The 23,064-nt window shown below is 68.0% G+C and carries 18 protein-coding genes; 7 read left to right on the forward strand and 11 right to left on the reverse strand.

What is annotated here, in order from left to right; genetic code table 11:
• The first annotated feature begins 6 nt into the window (after positions 1–6).
• Positions 7–789, forward strand: a complete 783-nt coding sequence (locus tag ISN75_RS02070) for an SDR family oxidoreductase (protein ID WP_167252690.1) — start codon at positions 7–9, stop codon at positions 787–789.
• Positions 790–930: 141 nt separating this feature from the next.
• Here the strand turns inward: ISN75_RS02070 and ISN75_RS02075 are convergent, their stop codons facing one another.
• Positions 931–1,578, reverse strand: coding sequence for a DUF4124 domain-containing protein (locus tag ISN75_RS02075; RefSeq protein ID WP_343821728.1), 648 nt, complete (start codon positions 1,576–1,578; stop codon positions 931–933).
• Positions 1,579–1,612: 34 nt separating this feature from the next.
• Positions 1,613–2,557, reverse strand: a complete 945-nt coding sequence (locus ISN75_RS02080) for a DegV family protein (protein ID WP_208399580.1) — start codon at positions 2,555–2,557, stop codon at positions 1,613–1,615.
• Positions 2,558–2,767: 210 nt separating this feature from the next.
• On the opposite strand from ISN75_RS02080, the gene ISN75_RS02085 reads away from it, so the two are divergent.
• Complete coding sequence (locus ISN75_RS02085; RefSeq protein WP_167252688.1) at positions 2,768–3,553, forward strand: AMP nucleosidase; 786 nt, start codon at positions 2,768–2,770, stop codon at positions 3,551–3,553.
• An 86-nt stretch (positions 3,554–3,639) separates the two neighbouring features.
• Here the strand turns inward: ISN75_RS02085 and ISN75_RS02090 are convergent, their stop codons facing one another.
• The 6 genes from ISN75_RS02090 to ISN75_RS02115 all read right to left on the reverse strand — a co-directional run bounded on the left by ISN75_RS02090 (position 3,640) and on the right by ISN75_RS02115 (position 11,963).
• Positions 3,640–4,053 carry a hypothetical protein gene (locus ISN75_RS02090; RefSeq protein ID WP_167252687.1) on the reverse strand — a complete coding sequence of 138 codons (414 nt, stop codon included), beginning with the start codon at positions 4,051–4,053 and terminating at the stop codon, positions 3,640–3,642.
• Positions 4,054–4,359: 306 nt separating this feature from the next.
• Positions 4,360–7,431, reverse strand: a complete 3,072-nt coding sequence (locus tag ISN75_RS02095; protein WP_167252686.1) for a TonB-dependent receptor — start codon at positions 7,429–7,431, stop codon at positions 4,360–4,362.
• Between the two features lie 548 nt (positions 7,432–7,979).
• Entirely contained in the window at positions 7,980–8,903 is a 924-nt protein-coding gene (grxD, locus tag ISN75_RS02100) for a Grx4 family monothiol glutaredoxin (RefSeq protein WP_167252685.1), read from the reverse strand.
• A gap of 258 nt (positions 8,904–9,161) precedes the next feature.
• Positions 9,162–10,019, reverse strand: coding sequence for a UDP-2,3-diacylglucosamine diphosphatase (locus tag ISN75_RS02105; protein WP_167252684.1), 858 nt, complete (start codon positions 10,017–10,019; stop codon positions 9,162–9,164).
• A 101-nt stretch (positions 10,020–10,120) separates the two neighbouring features.
• Positions 10,121–10,717 carry an SGNH/GDSL hydrolase family protein gene (locus ISN75_RS02110; RefSeq protein WP_343821724.1) on the reverse strand — a complete coding sequence of 199 codons (597 nt, stop codon included), beginning with the start codon at positions 10,715–10,717 and terminating at the stop codon, positions 10,121–10,123.
• A 7-nt stretch (positions 10,718–10,724) separates the two neighbouring features.
• Positions 10,725–11,963, reverse strand: coding sequence for an aminotransferase class I/II-fold pyridoxal phosphate-dependent enzyme (locus ISN75_RS02115; RefSeq protein WP_167252682.1), 1,239 nt, complete (start codon positions 11,961–11,963; stop codon positions 10,725–10,727).
• A gap of 139 nt (positions 11,964–12,102) precedes the next feature.
• Here ISN75_RS02115 and rsgA point away from each other — a divergent pair, with 139 nt between their 5' ends.
• The 4 genes from rsgA to aceE all read left to right on the forward strand — a co-directional run bounded on the left by rsgA (position 12,103) and on the right by aceE (position 19,977).
• Positions 12,103–13,155 carry a ribosome small subunit-dependent GTPase A gene (gene rsgA / locus ISN75_RS02120; protein ID WP_167252681.1) on the forward strand — a complete coding sequence of 351 codons (1,053 nt, stop codon included), beginning with the start codon at positions 12,103–12,105 and terminating at the stop codon, positions 13,153–13,155.
• Between the two features lie 25 nt (positions 13,156–13,180).
• On the forward strand, positions 13,181–14,455 hold the full coding sequence (locus ISN75_RS02125) for a flavohemoglobin expression-modulating QEGLA motif protein (RefSeq protein ID WP_343821722.1): 1,275 nt from the start codon (positions 13,181–13,183) through the stop codon (positions 14,453–14,455).
• Positions 14,456–14,640: 185 nt separating this feature from the next.
• Positions 14,641–16,926: an NADP-dependent malic enzyme gene (locus ISN75_RS02130; protein ID WP_168649236.1), complete on the forward strand. Its 2,286-nt coding sequence runs from the start codon at positions 14,641–14,643 to the stop codon at positions 16,924–16,926.
• A 357-nt stretch (positions 16,927–17,283) separates the two neighbouring features.
• Positions 17,284–19,977, forward strand: a complete 2,694-nt coding sequence (gene aceE / locus ISN75_RS02135; RefSeq protein WP_167252678.1) for a pyruvate dehydrogenase (acetyl-transferring), homodimeric type — start codon at positions 17,284–17,286, stop codon at positions 19,975–19,977.
• 150 nt (positions 19,978–20,127) lie between these two features.
• Here the strand turns inward: aceE and ISN75_RS02140 are convergent, their stop codons facing one another.
• The 3 genes from ISN75_RS02140 to ISN75_RS02150 all read right to left on the reverse strand — a co-directional run bounded on the left by ISN75_RS02140 (position 20,128) and on the right by ISN75_RS02150 (position 22,528).
• The gene (locus tag ISN75_RS02140; protein ID WP_167252677.1) at positions 20,128–20,457 is read right to left on the reverse strand and encodes a hypothetical protein; all 330 of its coding nucleotides are present in this window, start codon (positions 20,455–20,457) and stop codon (positions 20,128–20,130) included.
• 100 nt (positions 20,458–20,557) lie between these two features.
• Positions 20,558–21,232, reverse strand: coding sequence for a glutathione S-transferase (locus ISN75_RS02145; RefSeq protein WP_343821719.1), 675 nt, complete (start codon positions 21,230–21,232; stop codon positions 20,558–20,560).
• Positions 21,233–21,262: 30 nt separating this feature from the next.
• Positions 21,263–22,528 carry an MFS transporter gene (locus tag ISN75_RS02150; protein ID WP_167252675.1) on the reverse strand — a complete coding sequence of 422 codons (1,266 nt, stop codon included), beginning with the start codon at positions 22,526–22,528 and terminating at the stop codon, positions 21,263–21,265.
• Between the two features lie 133 nt (positions 22,529–22,661).
• Here ISN75_RS02150 and ISN75_RS02155 point away from each other — a divergent pair, with 133 nt between their 5' ends.
• Positions 22,662–22,967, forward strand: coding sequence for a DUF3247 family protein (locus ISN75_RS02155; RefSeq protein WP_167252674.1), 306 nt, complete (start codon positions 22,662–22,664; stop codon positions 22,965–22,967).
• Positions 22,968–23,064: the final 97 nt, after the last annotated feature.

Genomic DNA, 23,064 nt, shown 5'->3' on the forward strand with positions numbered 1-23,064 from the left:
CGCCGCATGAACAACCGCATCGACGCCTGGCAGCTGCAAGGCCATACCGCATTGATCACGGGCGCCAGCAAGGGCATCGGCTACGCCGCCGCGCGCGAGCTGGCCGGGCTGGGCGCCAACCTGCTGCTGGTGGCGCGCGACGACGATTACCTGGAACAGGTGCGCGTCGAACTGGCCGACGATTTCGAGCAGATCGAGGTGCTGTCCTTCGCCGCCGACCTCAGCGTGCAGGAGGAGCGGCTGGCGGTGTTCGACTGGATCGCGGATCTGGGCGCGCCGCTGTCGCTGCTGGTCAACAACGCCGGCGGCAATGCCCCGGCCGCGGCGCTGGAATACAGCGAGCGCGATTACCGCGCGATCTTCGAACTGAACCTGTTCTCCGCCTTCGAGATGTGCCGCCTCGCGCATCCGCAGCTGGTGCAGCATGCGAATGCGGCGATCGTGAACGTCGGTTCGGTTTCCGGCATCACCCACGTGCGCACCGGCGCGGCGTACGGCATGAGCAAGGCCGCGCTGCACCAGCTCACCCGCAACCTCGCCGCCGAGTGGGCCACCGACGGCATCCGCGTCAATGCGGTGGCGCCCTGGTATATCCGCACGCAGCGCTCGGAGCCGGCGCTGGCCGACGACGATTATCTCGACGAAGTGCTCGACCACACCCCGCTGCGCCGCATCGGCGAGCCGGAGGAAGTGGCCGCGGCGATCGCCTTCCTGTGCCTGCCGGCCGCCAGCTACGTCACGGGGCAGGTGCTGGCGGTGGATGGCGGGTTTCTCAACTACGGGTTCTGAGTTTTCTGCTCGTCATCCCGGCGCAGGCCGGGATCCAGTAGCGGTATCGCTCGGTTTTCGCGAAAGCCCTTCAAGCGCCGTCACGAAAATCACGCGCTTTCGCCACTGGATCCCGGCCTGCGCCGGGATGACGAACATGGGTCAGCGGCAATTCGCCAGCTGCCCCCGCAGCTCCTCGTCGCGCTGTTCCAGCGGCGGCCGGTCGCTCTTGAAGGCGCGGCGCAGCTTGCGCGCGTTGTCGTCGTAGTCGTCCTGCAGGGCGTGGCAGGTTTCGTTGAAGGTCATCGGGCGGCACTGGTCCTGCACCCAGACGTAGTTGTCCGACACCAGCCCCGCGGTGACCTTGCCGCGGTTGAGCTCCGGCGCCGAGGCGCCGCCGGCCCCGCCGCGGGCGAGCGGCGTCTGCACCATGCCGACCATGCCGAACGGGGCGAGATAAGGCTGGGGATCGCCGTTGCGGCTGACATAGAACTTGCCGTCGGTGGCGCGCGTGCAGGCGTACAGGCCGGGCAGGGGCGCGGACGGTGGCGGCGGGGCGGGCGAGGGTGGTGGCGGGCTGCTGTCGCGGTCGTCGCTTACGGGCTGCGGCGGCGGTGCCGGCGCGGCCGGCGTGGGGTCGGTCAGCGGCACGATGTCCTGCCGCTGCGCGCGGGGGCAGGGGCGGTCCTGGAAGGTCACCCGGCCGTCGGCGCCGGTGCACTTGTACACGGTGGCCGCGCCGGCCGGCAGGGCGGCCAGCGGCGACAGCATCAGCAGGAGCAGGAGCAGGAGCAGGACAGGTCGGCGCATCGGCAGGATTCTATGCGCGCCGGCGGCGGGCGGCTCAGAACTCCGCCTCATGTTCCTCGGCGGCGAAGCCCAGGGTGATGGCGCCTTCGCCGACGTTGACCATGCCGGTGATGCTCATCGGCGCCTCCATCAGCGCCACGCCGTGGTCGGCGCAGGCCGCGCGCAGGCCGGCATAGCCGGGCAGGCCATCCAGCTCGGCCAGGTCGCCGCCGTAGCTGACGCACATGGCCGGCACCAGCAGGCCGGCGCGCACCCGCTGCACGGCGTAGCCGAACAGGGTCTGCGCGCCGTGCTCGAAGCCGCGCACCTTGCCGGCCGGGCCGGTCTCGCCGCGGAAGCAGCGCAGCAGCGGCTTGATGTCCAGCGCCGAGCCCAGCACCGCGCTGAACAGGCCGACGCTGCGGTCGCCCTTCTTCTTGGCGCGCGCGCGCAGGTAGTACAGGTCGCGCGGCAGCATGTAGCCGTAGGAGTGGTTGGCGATAAAGGTGGCGCGCTCGCGGATCGCCGGCGGCGTCTCGCCGGCGCGGACCAGGCGGGCGGCTTCCAGGATGGCCGGCGCGGTGCCGGCGAACAGGTTGCGGGTGTCGATCACGCGCATCAGGAACTGGCCGGACAGCCCGCCCTGCTCGCGCGCCGCGCGGTAGTGCTTGAGCACCGCGAAGCTGGCCTTGTTGACGTGGTCGTTGATCGGGCTGCGGGTGGAGGTGACGGTGAGGCAGAACACGCAGTCCCGCTCCAGCACCAGTTTCTCCAGGAACAGCTTCTGCACCTCTTCCACCGAGCAGGGCTCGGTCTCGGCCGAGTGGCTGCGGTCGCCCAGCTTGCGGTCGATGAAGCGGCGCACCTCGGCGGGGTCGCGGTTGTCCAGGAAGGTCTCGTCGTCGACCCGCACGGTGATCGGCATCACCGTGACGCCGTGTTCCTCCAGGAAGCCCTGCGAAACGTCGCAGGACGCATCGATGGCCAGGCCCATGCGCATCTTGTCACCCCCTAGTCCGGCTGCGGCGGGAACATAACATGGGTGAAGTCCATCACAGAACGGATCGCGGCCATGCGGCACTGCGCCATGCGCAAGCCAGCCCGCCGTTCCGGCTAGAATGGCGCGGATCATTCGGCCTATCGCCGGCGTGGCGTCGCCGGTAACGCGGTGCGGGAGGCTCCCGCGCCCATCGACCTGCCAAAGGGTCCCATGAAAGACAAACAGGAAATCGTCTCCAACTGGCTGCCGCGCTATACCGGCACGCCGCTGGAGCAGTTCGGCGAGTACGTGCTGCTCACCAATTTCGGCCATTACGTGGATCTGTTCGCCGAATGGCATGGCGTGGAAGTGCACGGGCGCGACCGCCCCATGCCCAATGCCACCGCCGACGGCATCACCCTGATCAACTTCGGCATGGGCAGCCCCAATGCCGCCACCGTGATGGACCTGCTCAGCGCGGTGTCGCCCAAGGCGGCGCTGTTCCTGGGCAAGTGCGGCGGCCTGAAGAGGAAGAACGCGATCGGCGACCTGGTGCTGCCGATCGCCGCGATCCGCGGCGAGGGCACCTCCAACGACTACCTGCCGCCGGAAGTGCCGGCGCTGCCGGCGTTCCAGCTGCAGCGCGGCGTGTCCACCATGATCCGCGACCTCGGCTACGACTACTGGACCGGCACGGTGTACACCACCAACCGCCGCGTGTGGGAGCACGACGAGCAGTTCAAGGACTACCTGCGCCGCACCCGCTGCATGGCGGTGGACATGGAAACCGCCACCATCTTCGCGGCGGGCTTCCACAACCAGATCCCCTGCGGCGCGCTGCTGCTGGTGTCGGACCAGCCGATGATTCCGGAAGGGGTGAAGACCGAAGCCAGCGACCGCAGCGTGACGGCGCAGTTCGTCGAGCGCCATATCCGCATCGGCATCGAGGCGCTCAAGCTGGTGCGCCGCAACGGCCGCAGCGTGAAGCACCTGCGCTTCGAGGAAAACGTCGAGTAATTTTTTTAATGCTGCAGATAGCGAAAGAGCCGCCGGCTGACCGGCGGCTCTTTCGTTTTCAGCGCGTTGAACAGCTGAAGAGCGGCTTATTGCAGGCCGGTCTGCCAGGTCCAGCCCTTGTCGACCAGGCGCGGCAGTTCCGGGCTACCTGCCTGCACGCATTCGGCAGCGGCGCAGCCCTGGGTGATGGTGAGGAAGCTGGGCAGCACGTAGCTGGTGACCTGGGTGCCCGGCACGATCACGTCCGGTGGCGGCGTGGTGATCGGGGCGCCGTTGGGATAGCTGGTGCAGGCGATGGTCTGGGTGATCGAGTATGCCGTGTGGATATTGCCGGCGTGATAGGCCAAGTTCGAGCAGAGCAGGATGTTCTGCCCCACCACCGCCCCGCTTTCGTCGAAATAGATGTTGGAGGTGGAATACGGCGTGGCGGCGTGGGCAGCGCCGGCCAGGCCCAGGAAAACCAGAGCGGATAAAGCGCACTGCAGTGAAATCGCTTTCATGAAGGAAACGTCCTTGACTATCTGTGGCGAATGGCTCGGGGATCGAGCGGGGATTTTGTAGCAGCAGGTGGCGCATTATGGAAAGCGTTATGTTTTTCGAAATTATCGTAATCAATGGCGATTAATAAATAATTGCGGCGATAATTTTCGGATCGCGATTTACTTGCGGTTTTTCGCAAGCTCTCCTCCCTTCGCGCGGCACGAAAAAAAGGACCGCCTCACGGCGGCCCATATGGGGAGATACCAGCTGTTTGTCGGCGCGGGACCCCATCCATGGAGCCCCGCGCACTTTGGAATGCCAGACCCTTACAGCGAGAAGTCGTACCGCGCGCCCAGGCGGACGTAACGCGGATCCTGGAACGAACGCGGGCGGAAGCAGTTGATCGTCGTGTTACCCGACGGATCCTCGCACGTCTCATTGAGCTGCGTGATGCGTTGCTTGCCCAGCAGATTGAACACGTCCGCCGACAGCGTCAGCTTGTGATCGAGGAAGGCCGGCTGCCAGGCCGCGCTCAGGTTGATCGTATAGGTCCACGGCGTGCGGCCGTACGAACCGCGCGGAGCGGGCTTGCCGTTGCACCAGAAGTACGCCGCCTGGTAGCCCACCGGGTCGCCGCCGGCCGATTCCGGGCGCGCGCCGATGCAGCTGATCGGCGTGCCGGAAGTGATGCGGCTGACCGTGGAGAAGCGCCATTCCGGCGTCGGCTGGTACACGCCCAGGATGCGCAGCTGGTGCGTCTGGTCGTTGGCCAGCGGGCCGTTGGTGTTCTCCATCAGCTCCGGCGCGTCCCAGCTTTCGGTGGTGGACACGTCGGCCTGCACGATGTCGGAGTCGAGCTGGCCTTCCGAGTTGCCGTAGCTGCGCGAGAAGGTGTACTCGACCTTGGCGTACCACTTGTCGCTGAACTGGTGCTCGGCGTACATGTCGAGCATGTAGTAGCGGCGCTTGGCCTTCGGCTCGCCGATCTCGCGGGCGCTCAGCGGCACTTCGAAGTACTGGCCGGCGGCGGGCGACAGGATGAAGGTGTTGGCGTTGCCCGGGTTGTACAGCCAGCACTGCGTGCTGTTGGCGATGCCGGCGGCGACCAGCGCGCTGATGCCGTGCGCGTCGCCCCAGGCCTGGATCGGACGGCTGTCGCAGTCGTCGTCGATCAGGTTGCGCAGCACGCGGAACATGGCCTTGGCGCCGACCGTCCAGTTGTTCGGCAGCTGCTTGTCGAAGCCGAGGATGTACTCGTCCTGGTAGTAGGTCTTCAGGTCCTTCACCGACACCGTCTTGGCATCCGGCGGGGTGCCATTGGCGCCGTTGTTGTAGAAGGTCTGCGACCACGGCGCGCCCACGCTCAGGCCCTGCGGCACGCCGGTGACCGGGTCGATGCTGGTGAACGAGTAGTAGGTGGACGGGAAGGTGGACGGACCGGCGCCGCGCACGGCCACGCTGGTGGGCAGGCCGAGGTGGTAGCGGCCGGCGTTGCCGTAGACCTTCAGCGAGCTGTCGCCGTACACGTCCCAGGCGAAGCCCAGGCGCGGATCGAGCTGGTTGCGCTCCTTGGCGTAGGCGTCGCCGACGCCGTTGTAGTTGGTGAACTGCTCGTTGCGCAGGCCCAGGTAGATGTTCCAGCGGTCGGTCAGCTGCCAGTGGTCTTCGATGAACTCCGAACGCTGCGCCGTGCGCGCCGAGGTGCCGGTGCTCAGGCCCGTGCTTTCGGCGTAGTAGCCGTTGGCGAACGAGGCCGGGTTGTACAGACTCGGGCTCAGGCCCAGGTTGGTCAGGCGCTGGGTGATGGCCTGGCCGGAGCCGAGGTCGAAGTAGCGCCAGGCAGTGCCGGTGACCGGCGCGCTGCCCCAGGTGGCGCGCAGGACGTAGTTGTCCATGCCGCCGCGGAAGTCATGGCTGCCCAGGCGGTATTCGATGTTGAAGCTCCAGCCGCTGGTCTTGTCCTTCGAACCCTCGCGCAGCGTGGTGGCGGCGCCGAACTGGCAGCTGGGCGCCGGATTGGTGGCGGCGATGGCGCGGTTGTCGGTGATCGCCGGGCACGGCGCGCCGCCGGCGCCCGTGATGTTCTGCATGTGGTCGGAGTTGCTCTTGCCGTACATCGCGTTGACCGTCAGGTCGTCGGTGATGTAGCCGGTGTAGTGGCCGATGTAGATGTTGCCGCCCGGCGTGCCGTTGGTCTGGGTGCCGTTGTAGTTCTTGGTGTACTGGTGGCCCTTGTAGCCGGTGTTCTGCAGCGTGGAGTAGTTGTAGCCGTAGATCTGCGAGTCGGTCTGCTCGTCGTCGCCGATCCCGGTGAACTCCAGGATGTGGTTGTCCGTGATGTTCCAGTCGAACTTGGTCAGCCAGCGGGTGATCTTGTTGGTGTCGTTCTGCACGGTCGAGTTGTTCGACTGCGTGCCGTAGGCGACGTCGGTCTGGCGCACCGCATCGGCGGCGCCGAAGAAGAACAGCTTGTCCTTGATCAGCGCGCCGCCGATCGAGCCGGAGTACTGCACTTCGTCGCGGTCGCGCGGCGAGAAGGCGTTGCCGACCTGGTACAGCGTGCCGTTGCGGCGATACACGTTGCGCGGCTGCTGGGCCAGTTCGCTGGGCGACCAGAACGCCTGCACGTCGCCCTTCCACTGGTTGGTGCCGCGCTTGGTCACCACGTTGATCACGCCGCCGGTGGAACGGCCGTATTCGGCGCCGTAGCCGCCGATCAGCACCTGCTCCTGGTCGATCGCGTCGTACGGCAGCTGGCGCGAGCTCACGCCGGTCAGCGGGTTGGTGGCCGAGAAACCGTTGATGTAGTACGCGTTCTCCGACGCGGACGAACCGCCGAAGGACAGCGCGTTGCCGTAGCCGCGCGCGGCCGGCGTGGTGCCGGGTGCCAGCAGCGCGATCGAGCTGATCGAGGTGCGCGCGATCGGCAGCTTGGCCAGCTGGTCGGCGGTGAGCACGGCGCGCGAGTCCACCGAGGACACGTCGATCGCCGGCAGCGCGTTGCCCACTACCTGCACCGCGCCCAGCGTCTGCGCATTGGCGGCGCTGGCGTTGAAGGACACCTCGGTACCGCTGCTGATCGTGGTCTGCACGTCGTTGCGGCTGTCGAGCACCTTGCCGTCCTTCAGCACCGACACGTTGTACGTGCCGATCGGCAGCGAGGCGGCGCGGTAGCGGCCCTGCGCGTCGGTGGTGAGGTCGCGCTTGAGGCCGGTCTGCGTGCTTTCGATGTGGATGGTTTCTCCCGGCGCGGCCTGGCCGAAGATCACGCCCGTCGCGTTGGACTGGGCAAGCGCGATGCCGCTGCTCGCCAGGCCAAGGCCCAGGGCCAGGGCGAGTACGAGCGGGCGCCGCGGCAGCGTGGAACCACCGTAGCGTTTGGCTTTGCTGGAAGTCATGGTCGAACCTCGGTTGATGATTGTTTTGGTCGCGGACTTGAGCGAGTTCATCGAACCGGAATGCCGCCCACGGCAAAGCCATGCCCGAGGCGGGATGCCCCTGTCATGCCTGCCTTGGTAAGCCGTACTCCCCCGATTCGTCCGGATGTCCCCACATCCGGAGGCCTTTCATGGCGTGCCCCGCCGTGACTTGTGGCCTAGTCCGAAGCTACGAACCACGGATTTGTTATGCAATGGTTATCCGTCGCAGGAAAAAGCGAGCGGAACCTGCGTTGGCCCGTTTTATGCGCCGGGTAATTTTTCGCAGTTCTATCGCAAGATTTTTCGCTAAGGCGGACTTACGCAAGCCAGCGGCAAGAAACACGAAGGGGCTTGCGGTGGGCGGGGTCGCCCTTGCGTGGCGCCAGGGCTGTGACTTCGCAGCAACTTGCGCCATGAGTGAACGGATCATAAATAAGCGGCGTGTTTTGACCGGTTTTTTCGCGCGCCGGAAACGCCAGCGGGGCCCGTAGGCCCCGCTTTTTACTAGGAATTTTTCCTAGATCGAATCAGTAGCGCGGCACGCTCGGATCGATCTCCGCCGCCCACGCGTCCATGCCGCCCTGCACGTTGTAGACGTTGCTGAAGCCGTGCGCGGCGAAACGCTCGGCCACGCCGCGGCTGGATACGCCGTGGTGGCAGATGAAGGCGATGGCGGTGTCCTTGGGCAGGGCGGCCAGGCTGTCGTAGCCGACCTCGTCCAGCACGCGGGCCTGGGCCAGCGGAGCGGCCTGGGCGCGGCCGTGGGCCGGGCGCACGTCGACCAGCACCAGGTCGCCGGCGGCCAGGCGCGCCTGCAGCTCCTGCACGGTCAGGCTCTTGATCTCCTGCGCGCCGGGGAACTTGAGGCTCAGGCCCTCGCCCTGCACGGTGGACACCCAGTCGATCACGATGCCCTTGGCGCGCTGGGCGCTGCCCGGGTCGAAGTGCACTTCGATGCCGTTGCTGCTGGACACGATGTCGTGGTCGCCGGCCGGCGCCAGCTGGAAGCCGGCGCTATGGTCCGGGCCGATCTCCAGGTGCAGGGCCAGGCCCTGCGCATTGGCCGTGCCCTGGCGGATCGCTTCGGCGGCCTTGTCGGTGATGGTGATCTCGGGGGCGCTGCGGTCCGGCGGGGTGGCGCCGAACAGGCTGTGCAGCTCGCCGCTGGTGTACATCTGGCGAATGATGTCGGCGCCGCCGACCAGCTCGCCTTCCACGTACAGCTGCGGGATGGTCGGCCATTCGCCGTAGGCCTTGATGCCTTCGCGGATTTCCGGGTCTTCCAGCACGTTCACCGTGTGGTAGTCGGGCAGCAGCTCGTTGAGGGTGTTGGTGGCCGCGGCGGAGAAGCCGCACATCGGCTGCTGGCGGGTGCCCTTCATGAACAGCACCACGCGGTGGTTCTTGAGCAGGGTTTCGATGCGTTCGCGGGTGGCGCTGTCGAGGGACATCAGGGGGGACTCCGGTAAAGAGGGGCAATGATACGCCCCCTGCATATGCCGGCGCCCCGGGGCGGCTTCAAGCGTAGGTTGGGGTGAGCGCAGCGAACCCCAACGCCGCGATCACGGGGAAGATTTGTTGGGGTTCGCCTTTGGCTCACCCCAACCTACGTTCAGGGGCGAGCGGCGAGGACGCGGCCCGCATCCTGCGGCGGCGCGTCCTTATCGCCCCGCGTCCTCGCCGCTCGTCCCTGGCGCAAGCCCCTGCGCTCAGGCCGCCGGGCGCAGCTCCGAGAGATTGCGCCGGTGCCGGGCCAGGGGCGCCAGCGCCAGGCCGGAGGCGGGCGAGGGCAGCACCAGCTCGCGGCTGGCGCGGCCGAGCGCGGCCGGCTGCTCGCTCCAGTGGATCAGCTCCATGGCGCCGGTGTGGTCCTCGACCAGGGCGGTGCAGTGCTCCACCCAGTCGCCGTCGTTGAGGTACAGCACACCGCCCATGTCGCGCACGTGGCCGAAATGGATGTGGCCGCAGATATGCCCGTCGAAGCCGCGCTCGCGCGCATCGGCGGCGACGCGTTCCTCGTAGGCGCGGATATAGGCCAGCGCCTTGCGGATATGCGACTTGACGATGATCGACAGCGGCAGGTAGGGCAGCTCCAGCCGGCGCCGCATGGCGTGCACGCGGCGGTTGGTCCAGCAGATGAAGCGGTGCATCACCTCGCCCAGGTGCAGCATCCAGGTGCGGCCGATCTGTTCCGGATCGAATTCGTCGCCGTGGCTGACCCGGTAGCGGCGCCCGTCGGCGCCTTCGTGCACGGCATCCAGCGCGATGCGCACACCGCCGAAGCTCTGCCCGGCCAGGCCGCGCAGCGGGGCGTCGTGGTTGCCGGGGATATAGATCACCTCGATCCCCCGCCGCGCCATGTCCAGCACTTCGGCCAGCACCGCGCCGTGGTCGGCATGCCACCAGATGCGCTTCGAAAGCGCTTCCATGTCGATGATGTCGCCGACGAGATAGAGCTTCTCGCAGCGCAGCTTGCGCAGGAAGTCGAGCAGGTAGGAAGCCTTGCAGTCAGGCGTGCCCAGATGCACGTCGGAGATGAAGGCGCTGCGGCAGTGGAAGGTCGCCATGGCTGTCTCTCCCGGTGGTATCCGGGAGCTCAGTCTGCGCGGGGCAGGTCACCGGCTCGAGGCGGCGCGGTTGCAGCTTTGTTGCGATGCGAAAGGGGTGCTCAGGCCAGCAGGGCGCGCGCGGCCGGCAGCGCGGCTTCGGCCCATAGCGCGTATTGCGCGGCGGAGGGATGCAGGCCGTCGTCGGCGAGCAGGGCGGGGAAGTCGCGCGAGATCGGCGCGATGTCCACGAAGGCCGCGCCCATGGAGCGGGTTTCCGCGGCGGCGACGGCGTTGAAGGCGTCCAGCTCCGCGGCGATGCGCGCGGTGTCGCGGCCGCTGTCGCGGGCGAACGGGGTGACGCCCCAGTCCGGAATCGACAGCACCAGCACGCGGCCGGGGCGGCCGCCGGCCAGCGCGATCGCGCGTTCCAGCAGGCGGCGGAATTCACCGCGGTACGCGTCGGCGGAACGGCCGCGGTACTGGTTGTTGACGCCGATCAGCAGGCTGGCCAGGTCGTATGGCGGCGCGAACGCGGCGGCGTCCATCGCCGCCGAGAGTTCGTCGGTGGTCCAGCCGGTGGTGGCGAGGATGGTGGGGTCCGCCAGCGCCACGCCCTGCGCGCGCAGGGCGGCGGCCAGGCGCATCGGCCAGCGGCCCTCGGCGGGCACGCCTTCGCCGATGGTGTAGGAATCGCCGAGCGCGAGATAGCTGAGCATGCCCCGCTCAGGCGACCGCGCGCGCCTGCTGTCCCTCGGCCATGCGCGCGAGCACGCGCTCGATGCGCACGAACACCTCGCGCAGCTGTTCCGGCGGCGGCAGCAGGGTCAGGCGCAGATGGCGGCTGGCCGGCACGTTGAAGCTGCTGCCCGGCACCACCAGCACGGATTCTTCTTCCAGCAGGCGCAGGGCGAAGGCGTTGTCGTCGAAATGCGGCACGCGGTCGGCGCGCACGCGCGGGAATGCGTACAGCGCGCCGCCGGGGGCGACCAGGTCGAGGAATTCGCTCTGCGCCACGCCTTCCAGGATCATCCGCCGCGCCTCGTGCAGCCGCCCGCCGGGCGAAGTGAGCGCGCCGATGGTCGGCTTGCTCTCCAGCGCCGGGCGCACCGCCCATTGCGCGGTGACGTTCGCGCACAGGCGCAGCGCGGCCAGCAGCTGCAGGGCGTCGCGGTAGTCGTGGGTGCGCGACGGGTCGCCGGAAAGGCTCATCCAGCCCACCCGGTAGCCGCAGGCGCGGTGCACCTTGCTCAAGCCCCCGAAACTGACGCAGGGCACGTCGCCGGCCACCCGGGCGAGCGGCTCGAACTGCGCGCCGTCGTAGAGGATCTCGTCGTAGATCTCGTCGGTGAGCAGCAGCAGGTGATGGCGCTCGGCGATGCGCACGATGCGCTCCAGCAGCTCGCGCGGATACACGGCGCCGGTGGGGTTGTTCGGATTGATCAGCACGATCGCGCGGGTGCGCGCGGTGACTAGGGCCTCGATTTCGTCCGGATCGGGCAGGTGGCCGTTCTCGGCCAGGCAGCGGTAATAGCGCGGCTGGCCGTCGTTGAGGATGGTGGCGGCGCTCCACAGCGGATAGTCCGGGCTGGGCAGCAGCACTTCGTCGCCCGGCTGCAGCAGGGCGCGCAGGCTCAGGTCGATCAGTTCGCTGACGCCGTTGCCGACGAACACGCGCTCCACTTCCACGCCGCGCGCGCCGCGGGCGCGCTGCTGGGCGGCGATGGTCTCGCGGGCTTCTTCCAGGCCCTGCTCGTGGCCATAGGCTTCGCTGTCGCGCAGGTGGGCGGCGATGGCTTCGCGCAGGTGGGGCGGGGTTTCGAAGCCGTAGCGGCCCGGGTTGCCGATATTGAGCTTGATGATCGGCAGGCCGGCGGCCTCCAGTTCACGCGAACGACGGGTAAGGGCGCCGCGGATTTCGTAGCGCACTTCAGCCAGGTGCGCACTGGGTTTGATCGGGGCCAACGTCTTGGATCCTTCGAGTGCTCAGCGCTGTGCGGCGCTTTTGGGGGTGCTTCCGCATGCTAGCAGCGGCCGTCGGGCCGTGCGAGGCGTGCGCTGGCCCGATTCCGGGCGACGTGCGGGCAGGGCATAATCGCCCGTCATGACTCAGGCCGAGACCATCGAACGTCTGCGCAGCGTCGGCTGGCGCGGCGATGCCCTCCCGGAAGGCAATCTCCGGCTGGCCCGGGTGGTGGCGCAGCACCGCGCCGGCTACGAGCTGCACGATGGTGCCTCATTGTTCGGGGCGCAGCCTGCCGGACATTTCCTGAAACGCGGCCTGGATCCCGCCGAACGCCCGTCGGTGGGCGATTTCGTCGAGCTGGAACCGGGCAGCCCGCCGCATATAGTCAAGGTGCTGCCGCGCCGCACCGTGCTGTCGCGCGCCGCGGCCGGGGAGCGCTACGAGCGGCAGATCATCGCCACCAATATCGACTACGTGCTGGTGCTGACCGGCCTGGACGGCGACTTCAACCCCGCGCGCATCGAGCGCTATCTGTCGCTGACCGAGGATTCCGGCGCCCAGCCGGTGGTGCTGCTGAGCAAGCTGGATATCCGCGAGGACGCCGAGGCCCTGGTCGCCAACCTGCGCGCACGCCTGCCCGCCGGCACGCCGATCCACGCGGTCAACGGCAAGGACCCGGCCAGCGCGGCCGAGCTGGCGCGCTACCTGCAGCCGGGCGACAGCGCGGTGCTGGTCGGTTCCTCCGGCGCGGGCAAATCCACCCTCACCAACACCTTGCTGGGCAGGGAGCGCATGGCCACCGGCGAAGTGCGCTCGCACGACAGCCGCGGCCGCCACACCACCACGCACCGCGCCCTGCTGCAGCTGCCCAGCGGCGGCTGCCTGATCGATACGCCCGGCATGCGCGAGCTGAAGCTCACCGGCGAGGAAAACCTCGACCTGTTCGCCGACATCGACGCCCTGGCCGAACGCTGCCGCTTCGCCGACTGCGGCCACGGCAGCGAGCCGGGCTGCGCGGTGCAGGCGGCGCTGGACAACGGCGACCTTTCCGCCGAGCGCTGGCGCAATTACCTCAAGCTGCGCGACGAGCGCGAAGAACAGGCCGCCACGCTGGAGGCGCGCCTGCGCCGGCAGCGCGGCGGACGTCCGCCGACCAAGCCGCACGGGCATCGCGGACGCGACAAAGAATGAAGTACCCCCGGGTCAGGAGCCAGCCATGAACGCCGTCACCGCCACGCTCACGCCCACCCTGCAACGTTACGCCGAGCTGGATCAGCGCCTGCTGGCAGCGGTGAAGTCCATCCGCATCCTGCCCACCGTGGCCTGGCCGGCCACTTTGGAAAACCGCCTGATCGCCGCCTTCACCAAGGGCGATTTCAGCCTGCCGCAGGTCGACTACCCGCGCCCGGACCTGTCCGAGGCGCGCGCCGAGCTGGCCAGGATCGAACGCGAAGCCGGCCACGACGACCCGATGGGCGAATACCTGTGCCGCACCGCCGAGTCCTGGCGCATCGCCGCCGAAATGCTCGAGGCGGTGGGCACGGCCGGCTTCACCGCGCCGTCGATCGTGCTGTACGGCCGCCCGGGCGACCCGATCCCCGGCAGCGACCGCAGCAACCTCGATGCGGCGCGCTACTTCGTGGAGCTGTCGGACGAACTGGGCTCGGACCTGCCCGGCGACGACGACAGCGCCACCATGCAGGCTGACGTGCTGCGCGCCGACCTGGCCGCCACGCTGGACCGGTTCTTCGGCGAAGGCGTCATCAACGTCGAGGTCGACGACGAACTCACCGCCAAGGCCGCGGCCGGCGCCACCCGCATCCGCCTGCGCGGCGGCACGCGCTTCAGCGAGTACGACCGCCACCAGCTGCTGGCCCACGAGGCCTACGTGCATTCGCTGACCGCGCTCAACGGCCGCGCCCAGCCGGTGCTGGCCTCGCTGGCGCGCACCTCGCCGCGGGTCACGGCCACGCAGGAAGGGCTGGCGGTGTTCGCCGAGCTGATGTCCGGCGCGATCGACATCGCGCGGCTTAAGCGCATCAGCCTGCGCATCCTGGCCATCGACATGGCGCTCAACGGCGCCGACTTCGTCGAGGTCTACAAGTACTTTTCCGACTGCGGGCAGAACCCGTTCGACAGCTTCCACTCGGCCCAGCGCGTGTTCCGCGGCGTGCCGCTGGACGGCGGCTCGGCCTTCGCCAAGGACAACGTGTACCTGAGCGGCCTGCTCACCGTGCACACCTTCTTCCGCTGGGCGCTCAAGCAGCGCCGCATGGACATGCTGCGCCACCTGTTCGCCGGCAAGCTGGCGCTGCACGACGTGCTGAGCCTGCAGCCGCATTTCGAATCCGGCGCGATCGTGCCGCCGCGCTGGCTGCCGCCGTGGATGCAGCACGTGCACGGCCTGGCCGGCAAGCTGGCGTTCTCGCTGTTCGTCAACCGCATCCATATGGGACGGGTGCAGGCGGAGAGCCTGTCATTGAGCCTCTAACACATTCGGGCTAAGCGTCCGCCACGCGCCATGCGGCGTGGCTTAATGCCGCACATCCGCGCTCGCCATACGCGTACGTTCTTGCGCATTGCGCAAGGGAATCGCACCGGCGCGGTGCTAACATCCCGCGATGTTGCCGCCAGCGGCACTCCTATCCCTCCGCATCTCCAGCGAATCGCGCACCCATGGCACTCCCCGAAGAACTTCGACTCGCCGCCCTCGAATACCACCGCCTGCCGCGCCCCGGCAAAATCAAGGTTTCGGCCACCAAGGCCATGGTCACCCAGCGCGATCTGTCGCTGGCTTATTCGCCCGGCGTGGCCTACGCCTGCGAAGCCATCGTCGAGGACGCCAACGCCGCCAGCGAGATGACCGCGCGCGGCAACCTGGTGGCGGTGATCACCAACGGCACCGCGGTGCTGGGCCTGGGCGACATCGGCCCGCTGGCCGGCAAGCCGGTGATGGAAGGCAAGGGCGTGCTGTTCCAGAAGTTCGCGGGCATCGACGTGTTCGACATCGAGATCGACGAGCGCGACCCGGACAAGTTGGTCGACATCATCGCCAGCCTCGAGCCCACCTTCGGCGGCATCAACCTGGAAGACATCAAGGCGCCGGAGTGCTTCATCGTCGAGCGCAAGCTGCGCGAGCGGATGAAGATCCCGGTATTCCACGACGACCAGCACGGCACCGCGATTATCGTGGGCGCCGCCGTGCTCAACGCGCTGGAAGTGGTGGGCAAGAAGATCGAGGACGTGAAGCTGGCCACCGCCGGCGCCGGCGCGGCCGGCATCGCCTGCCTGGATATGCTGGTGGCGCTGGGCCTCAAGCCTGAGCACATCCTGGCCTACGACCGCGAAGGCGTGCTGTACACCGGCCGCGACCAGATGGACCCGGACAAGCAGCGCTATGCGCGCGACACCAAGGCGCGCACCCTGGCCGAGATCGTCGACGGCGCGGACATCTTCCTGGGCCTGTCCGCCGGCGGCGTGCTCAAGCCCGAGATGGTCGCCACCATGGCGCGCCAGCCGATCATCCTGGCGCTGGCCAATCCGAATCCCGAGATCCTGCCGGAGGACGCCAAGCGCGTGCGGCCGGACTGCATCATCGCGACGGGCCGTTCGGACTATCCGAACCAGGTCAACAACGCGCTGTGCTTCCCCTATATCTTCCGCGGCGCGCTGGACGTCGGCGCCACCGGCATCAACGAGGCGATGAAGACCGCCTGCGTGCGCGCCATCGCCGAGCTGGCCCGCATGGAAGCCGGCGACCTGGCCAGCGCCTACGGCGGCGACGTGCCGACCTTCGGCGAGGAATACCTGATCCCGCGCCCGTTCGACCCGCGCCTGCTGGTGATGCTGGCCCCGGCGGTGGCGCAGGCGGCGATGGATTCGGGCGTGGCCACGCGTCCCATCACCGACATGGACGCCTACAAGGAAAAGCTCGGCCAGTTCATCTACCGCACCGGCCTGCTGATGAAGCCGGTGTACGAGCGCGCCCGCGCCGACCGCCAGCGCGTGGTCTATGCCGAGGGCGAGGAAGAGACCGTGCTGCGCGCCGTGCAGACGGTGATCGACGAGCGCCTGGCCTTCCCGATCCTGATCGGCCGCCCCAGCGTGATCGAGACGCGCATCCAGCGCCTCGGCCTGCGCATGAAGGCCGGCGTCGATTTCGAGCTGACCAATATCGACGACGATCCGCGCTTCAACGAGTACTGGCAGCAGTACCACGCGCTCACCGAACGCCGCGGCGTGTCGCCGGCGGCGGCCAAGAACCTGCTGCGCTCGCGGCCCACGCTCATCGCCGCGCTGATGGTCGAGCGCGGCGAGGCGGACGCGATGATCTGCGGCCTGGTCGGGCGCTTCCACAAGAAGCTCGGCTACCTGCGCAGCGTGTTCGGGCTGGACCCGGGCGTGCAGTGCACCTCGGCCATGACCGGCGTGATCAACGACCAGGGCGCCTGGTTCTTCCTGGACACCCACGTGCAGGTCGACCCCACCGCCGAACAGATCGCCGAGGCCACCCTGCAGGCCAGCTACCGCCTGAAGCTGTTCGGCATCGAGCCGAAGGTGGCGCTGCTGTCGCATTCCAACTACGGCAGCCACGACAACCCCAGCGCGGCGAAGATGCGCAAGGTCTACGAGCTGCTGAAGTCGCGCCTGCCGAAGCTGGAGATGGACGGCGAGATGCAGGCCGACACCGCCTGGGACGAGGGCCTGCGCACGCGCATGTTCCCCAACACCACGCTGACCGGCCGCGCCAACCTGTTCGTGATGCCGAACCTGGACGCCGCCAACATCACCTACAACATGGTGCGGGTGATGACCGACGGCGTGGCGATCGGCCCGATCCTGATGGGTGTGGACAAGCCGGCGCACATCCTGACCCCAGCCTCGACGCCGCGCCGGGTGGTCAATATGACGGCGATTGCGGCGGTGGATGCGCAGATCCGGGCGCAGCAGAAGAGCCGCTGATGCTGTGAGCCCCTCTCCCCGTTTACCAATTTGTGCACGGGGAGAGGGGTTGGGGTGAGGGTACGGCCGGAGCGCAAGAGTGAGGTGCACCGCTCCGGCCGAACCCTCATCCGGCTGCCGCCACCTTCTCCCAGAGGGAGAAGGGTTCCAGCTTCAAGGTTTATCGAGAACCGGCGCTCACCACGCCGGTTCTTTTTTGCCATTTCTAAATAAGCCCCAGCCCCCATGCGGCCCCGTATCGACCCCCGTCGAATTGGCGGCCCGACCCCGCCGGAGCTAAACTCGGACGGTTCCCGCATCCCCGATGCACCACCTGCAGCCGCGCCGGTTCCCGGCGTCGCGGAGAGAAGACTCCCCATGGATCAGCTCGACGACATCCTCCACCAGGACCTCGACCCCACCGAAACCCAGGAATGGGTCGATTCGCTCAATGCGGTCATCAACCACGACGGCACCGAGCGCGCGCACTACCTGCTGGAAAAGATGGTCGACTCGACCCGTCGCGCCGGCGGCTACCTGCCGTTCAATCCCACCACCGAATACGTCAACACCATCGCCCCGGCCAACGAGGCGAAGATGAGCGGCGACGCGGCGATCGAGTGGCGCATCCGCACCCTCGTCCGCTGGAACGCCATGGCGATGGTGGTGCGCGCCAACCGCAAGCCGGGCGAACTGGGCGGGCATATCGCCAGCTTCGCGTCCTCGGCCACGCTGTACGACGTGGGCTTCAACCATTTCTGGCGCGCACCCAGCGCCGACCACCCGGGCGACCTGGTGTTCCACCAGGGCCATTCCAGCCCGGGCATCTACGCGCGCTCCTTCCTGGAAGGCCGCATCGGCGAAGACCAGCTCGACCTGTTCCGCATGGAAGTGGCGGGCAAGGGCCGTGGCCTGTCCTCGTACCCGCATCCGTGGCTGATGCCGGATTACTGGCAGGTGCCCACCGTGTCGATGGGCCTGGGTCCGATCCAGGCCATCTACCAGGCGCAGTTCTGGAAGTACCTGGAGCACCGCGGCCTGGTGCCGAAGTCCGACCGGAAGATCTGGTGCTTCATGGGCGACGGCGAGACGGACGAACCCGAGTCGCTCGGCGCCATCTCGCTGGCCGGCCGCGAAGGCCTGGACAACCTGGTGTTCGTGATCAACTGCAACCTGCAGCGCCTGGACGGCCCGGTGCGCGGCAACGGCAAGATCATCCAGGAGCTGGAAGGCGTGTTCCGCGGCGCCGGCTGGAACGCCATCAAGGTGATCTGGGGCAGCTACTGGGATCCGCTCCTGGCGCGCGACAAGGACGGCGTGCTGCAGAAGTTGATGATGGAAACCATCGACGGCGAATACCAGGCCTGCAAGGCCTTCGGCGGCGCGTACACGCGCGAGCATTTCTTCGGCAAGTATCCGCAGACGCGCGAGATGGTCGCCAACCTCAGCGACGACGACATCTGGCGCCTCAACCGCGGCGGCCACGATCCGCACAAGGTCTATGCGGCCTACCACCAGGCGGTGAACACCAAGGGCATGCCCACGGTGATCCTGGCCAAGACGGTGAAGGGCTACGGCATGGGCGCGGCCGGCGAGTCGCAGAACCCCACGCACCAGCAGAAGAAGCTGGACGACGAAGCCGTGCGCCACTTCCGCGACCGCTTCAACATCCCGGTCACCGACGACAAGCTCAAGGACGTGCCGTACTACCACCCCGGCAAGGACTCGCCGGAAGTGCAGTACATGCTGGAGCGCCGCCGCGCGCTGGGCGGCTCGCTGCCGCAGCGCCGCCGCACCTCCGACGTGAAGCTGAAGGCGCCGGAGCTGTCGGCGTTCGAGCAGATCACCAAGGGCACCGGCGAGCGCGAGATCTCCACCACCATGGCCCTGGTGCGCGGCATGAACCTGCTGCTGCGCGACAAGCAGATCGGCGAGCGCATCGTGCCGATCGTGGCCGACGAGGCGCGCACCTTCGGCATGGAAGGCATGTTCCGCCAGATCGGCATCTACGCGCCGTTCGGCCAGAAATACCGCCCGCAGGACGCCGACCAGCTGCTGTACTACCGCGAAGACCAGAAGGGCCAGGTGCTGCAGGAAGGCATCTCCGAGGCCGGCGGCATGGCCGCCTGGATGGCCGCGGCCACCAGCTACAGCATCAGCAACCAGCCGATGCTGCCGTTCTTCATCTACTACTCCATGTTTGGTTTCCAGCGCATCGGCGACCTGGCCTGGGCGGCCGGCGACATGCGCGCGCGCGGCTTCCTGATCGGCGGCACCTCCGGCCGCACCACGCTCAACGGCGAGGGCCTGCAGCACGAGGACGGCCATTCGCACCTGCTGTCCGGCGCGATCCCGAACGTGAAGTCGTACGACCCGACCTTCTCCTACGAAGTGGCGGTGATCATGCAGGACGGTACGCGCCGCATGCTCCAGGAGCAGGAGGACGTGTACTACTACATCACCGTGATGAACGAGAACTACAGCCATCCGGACCTGCCGGCCGGCGTGGAAGAGCACATCATCAAGGGCATGTACCTGTTCAAGGACGCCGGCAAGCCGAAGAAGGGCGAGCCGCGCGTGCAGTTGCTCGGTTCCGGCACCATCCTGCGCGAGGTGATCGCCGCGGCCGAACTGCTGGAGAAGGATTTCGGCGTCACCGCCGACATCTGGTCCGTGCCCAGCTTCAGCGAAGTGCGCCGCGACGGTTTCGACGCCGAGCGCTGGAACCGCCTGCATCCGGAAGCCGAACAGCGCGTGCCGCACGTCACCGCCCTGCTGCAGGGCCGCCAGGGCCCGGCCATCGCCGCCACCGACTACGTGCGCGAGTTCGCCGACCAGATCCGCGCCTTCGTGCCGGACGGCATGCGCTACACCGTGCTGGGCACCGACGGCTTCGGCCGCTCGGACACGCGCGAGCACCTGCGCGGCTTCTTCGAGGTGGACCGCTACTGGATCGCCCAGGCCGCGCTGTCGGCGCTGGCGAAGGAAGGCAAGGTCAATCCGAAGGACGTGGCGCGTGCCATGAAGGAGTACAAGCTGGATCCGGAGAAGCCGAATCCGCTGTACGTCTGATGCGCAAGCGTTGAGAGAAGTAACAAAAAACCCGCCGGAAGGCGGGTTTTTTTATTCTGTCGCGTCACCCGCCGGAAGGCGGTTTTTTTTTATTCTGTCGCGTCACCCGCCGGAAGGCGGGTTTTTTGTTTAGCCGTCTGAACGCCGGGATCAATCGTCGTCGCGGAGCGCCCGGCGCAGCAGCAGGAAGGCGCCGATGGTGCCGGCCACGATCGCCGCGGTCGCCACCGGATGGCGGCTCACCTGGCGGCGCAGACGGCGGTACTGGTAGTTCGCCTCGTCGGCGATGTCCTCGGCGGCGTGCGAGAGGCGGCGGGCGTAGTCGACCTTGTCGCGGCCGAAGCGGCGGCGCAGGTTGCGGCCGCGCTCGACCAGGTCGTCGGCGTGGCTGCCCGCGACGTCCGCGTAATGGCGTGCGCGGTCGCGCATCTGGTCGCCGATGCCGTTGATGGTGCTCTCGATATCGCGTTGACGGCCCATGGCAGTTCTCCTCCGATGCAGGGTTAAAGACCATGCCAGCGCCATCGTGAGCGGTGCGTAAACAGCGCCGGCAAGGTTCAGCAAAGTGCCTGATTCGCCTTCAGTCCACCATCGAATAAGGGCCGCCGCGCTCCAGCGCGCGGCGATACGCCGGCCGCGCATGGATGCGCTGGAGGAAATCCCACAGGCGCGGATGGCTGGCCGCGGTGAGCCCCGCGCGCGAGGCGGCGGCCTCCACCGGGAAACTCATCTGGATATCGGCCGCGCCGAACTGCTCGCCGCCGAACCAGGGCGCCTTGGCCAGCTCGCCTTCCAGATAGGCCAGGTGGTTCTTGAGCTGCGGATCGACGAACACCCGCTGCACCTTGCCGGCGATGCCGCGCAGCAGCGGCTTGACGAAGAACGGCGCCGGGTTCCTGGGCAGGCGCTGGAACACCAGCTTCAGCAGCAGCGGCGGCATCGCCGAACCTTCGGCGTAGTGCAGCCAGTACGTGCTGCGCAGGCGCTCCGGCGTGCCCGGCGCCGGCAGCAGGCGGCCGTTGCTGTAGCGGTCGGCGAGGTATTCGATGATGGCGCCGGACTCGGCCAGGGTCAGCTGGCCGTCGGTGATCACCGGCGACTTGCCCAGCGGATGGATGCGGCGCAGTTCCGGCGGCGCCAGCAGGGTCTTGGGATCGCGCTGGTAATGCTTGATCTCGTACGGCAGCTCCAGCTCTTCCAGCAGCCACAGGATGCGCTGCGAGCGGGAGTTGTTGAGATGGTGGACGGTGATCATCGGATTCCCTTTATGGCCGGCGACGTGGCATTACAGCGTATTGGCCGCATGTTCGCCCGCCTCGGCGGGGTCCGGTTCCGCATGCAGCTTCTGGCGCCGGCGCAGGGAGGGGAACATCCACATCCACAGGCCCACCACCACCAGGGTGCCGATGCCGCCGATCAGGGTGGCGTTGACGGCGCCCAGCCAGGCGGCGAGCAGGCCGGATTCGAACTCGCCCAGCTGGTTGGAGGTATTGATGAAGATCGCATTGACCGCGCTCACCCGCCCGCGCATGTCGTCCGGCGTGTCCAGCTGCACCAGCGCGCCGCGGATCACCATGCTGACCATGTCGAACGCGCCCAGCGCGAACAGCGCCACCAGCGAAAGCCACAGCCAGGTGGATACCGCGAACACCAGCGTCGCCACGCCGAAGCCCGCCACCGAGGCGAACATCAGCGTGCCCACGCGCCGCTCCAGGTTGTGCCGCGCCAGCCATACCGACATCAGCAGCGCGCCCACCGCCGGCGCCGCGCGCAGCAACCCTAAGCCCCAGGGGCCGGTGTGCAGCACGTCCTTGGCGAAGATCGGCAGCAGCGCGGTGGCGCCGCCGAGCAGCACGGCGAACAGGTCCAGCGAGATCACGCCGAGCACGTCCGGCCGCGCGCGGATGAAATGCACCCCGGCGAACAAGGTCTTCAAAGTGGCCGGTTCGCGCTTCGGCTGCGCCTGCTCGTAGCGCAGGCGGCTCATCAGCAGCACCGCGGCCAGATACAGCAGCGCGCACACCACGTACACCACGCCGGGGCCGGCCACATACAGCAGGCCGCCCAGCGCCGGGCCCATGATCATCGCCGCCTGGCCGGCCGAACCGTTCACCGCCATCGCGCGGCCCAGCAGCGCGGGCGGCACCAGCGCCGGCAGCATCGACTGCATCGCCGGAAACTCGAAGGCCTTGGCCACGCCGATCACGAACACCAGGGCCAGGATGCCGGCCTCGTGCGCCGCATGCAGCAGGCTGAGCGCGGCGAGCACGGCGATGGCGAGCAGGTCCACGATCTGCCCCAGCAGCACGATGCGCCGCCGCTCGAACTGGTCGGCCACGTGGCCCGCCGGCAGCGCCAGCACCACGGAGGGAATGAATTGCACGAGGCCGATCAGGCCGAGGTCGAGCGCGCGTCCGGTGATCTCGTAGATCTGCCAGCCCACCGCCACCGAGAGCATCTGGAAACCGAAGCCGGAGGCGATGCGCGCGAACCAGAACTGCACGAAGGCGGGGTGCTGCCGCAGGGAGGCGGCGGAGGTCGAGTTCGACATGGGAGTCCTTGCCGGGGATCGCGCATTGTAGTCGCGCTGCCCGGCCCGCTTGACGCCATCGTGCCGCCGATTTGATCCGCGATTGCCCCGCGCGCCGCTACGGTGGGCGCAAGTTCCAACGCGGAGAGCACGCATGGCCCGGTCCGCCGAACATGTCTACACCGATGAACCCACCATCCTGGCCCTGGAAGCGCTGGTGCGCGAACTGCCGACCAACGGCCGCGTACGCCTGGAGCTGACCAATGGCGACCGCTGCGAGGGCGTGATCGTCGAACGCCCCAACGTGCAGCTCTATCTCGACCCCAGCGACCGGCGCGAAGGCATCAACGGCGAGCTGCGCCTGGAGCGCCCGGAGGCGCCGGACTGGCAGCGCCGGGTCTGGCTCGACGAGATCGCGCGGGTGGAGCATCTGGATTCGACGATGGGCAGCGAATGCTGACCACGCCTCGCCGCTGGCGTAGGTTGGGGTGAGCCACAGGCGAACCCCAACATGGCGGGATCGTGCGGGTTTGTTGGGGTTCGCTGCGCTCACCCCA

The organism is Dyella marensis, assembly GCF_049532885.1.
Taxonomy (GTDB): Bacteria; Pseudomonadota; Gammaproteobacteria; order Xanthomonadales; family Rhodanobacteraceae; genus Dyella_D; species Dyella_D marensis.

What these genes read in the sequence shown, in the direction of transcription:
- ISN75_RS02155 (WP_167252674.1), top strand. Translation starts at nt 22,662, where the DNA reads ATGGCCCGGTCCGCCGAACATGTCTACACCGATGAACCCACCATCCTG.
- ISN75_RS02145 (WP_343821719.1), bottom strand. Translation starts at nt 21,232, where the DNA reads ATGATCACCGTCCACCATCTCAACAACTCCCGCTCGCAGCGCATCCTG.
- ISN75_RS02130 (WP_168649236.1), top strand. Translation starts at nt 14,641, where the DNA reads ATGGCACTCCCCGAAGAACTTCGACTCGCCGCCCTCGAATACCACCGC.
- ISN75_RS02140 (WP_167252677.1), bottom strand. Translation starts at nt 20,457, where the DNA reads ATGGGCCGTCAACGCGATATCGAGAGCACCATCAACGGCATCGGCGAC.
- ISN75_RS02070 (WP_167252690.1), top strand. Translation starts at nt 7, where the DNA reads ATGAACAACCGCATCGACGCCTGGCAGCTGCAAGGCCATACCGCATTG.
- ISN75_RS02075 (WP_343821728.1), bottom strand. Translation starts at nt 1,578, where the DNA reads ATGCGCCGACCTGTCCTGCTCCTGCTCCTGCTCCTGCTGATGCTGTCG.
- ISN75_RS02090 (WP_167252687.1), bottom strand. Translation starts at nt 4,053, where the DNA reads ATGAAAGCGATTTCACTGCAGTGCGCTTTATCCGCTCTGGTTTTCCTG.
- ISN75_RS02105 (WP_167252684.1), bottom strand. Translation starts at nt 10,019, where the DNA reads ATGGCGACCTTCCACTGCCGCAGCGCCTTCATCTCCGACGTGCATCTG.
- grxD (WP_167252685.1), bottom strand. Translation starts at nt 8,903, where the DNA reads ATGTCCCTCGACAGCGCCACCCGCGAACGCATCGAAACCCTGCTCAAG.
- ISN75_RS02080 (WP_208399580.1), bottom strand. Translation starts at nt 2,557, where the DNA reads ATGCGCATGGGCCTGGCCATCGATGCGTCCTGCGACGTTTCGCAGGGC.
- ISN75_RS02150 (WP_167252675.1), bottom strand. Translation starts at nt 22,528, where the DNA reads ATGTCGAACTCGACCTCCGCCGCCTCCCTGCGGCAGCACCCCGCCTTC.
- ISN75_RS02085 (WP_167252688.1), top strand. Translation starts at nt 2,768, where the DNA reads ATGAAAGACAAACAGGAAATCGTCTCCAACTGGCTGCCGCGCTATACC.
- ISN75_RS02095 (WP_167252686.1), bottom strand. Translation starts at nt 7,431, where the DNA reads ATGACTTCCAGCAAAGCCAAACGCTACGGTGGTTCCACGCTGCCGCGG.
- rsgA (WP_167252681.1), top strand. Translation starts at nt 12,103, where the DNA reads ATGACTCAGGCCGAGACCATCGAACGTCTGCGCAGCGTCGGCTGGCGC.
- aceE (WP_167252678.1), top strand. Translation starts at nt 17,284, where the DNA reads ATGGATCAGCTCGACGACATCCTCCACCAGGACCTCGACCCCACCGAA.
- ISN75_RS02125 (WP_343821722.1), top strand. Translation starts at nt 13,181, where the DNA reads ATGAACGCCGTCACCGCCACGCTCACGCCCACCCTGCAACGTTACGCC.
- ISN75_RS02110 (WP_343821724.1), bottom strand. Translation starts at nt 10,717, where the DNA reads ATGCTCAGCTATCTCGCGCTCGGCGATTCCTACACCATCGGCGAAGGC.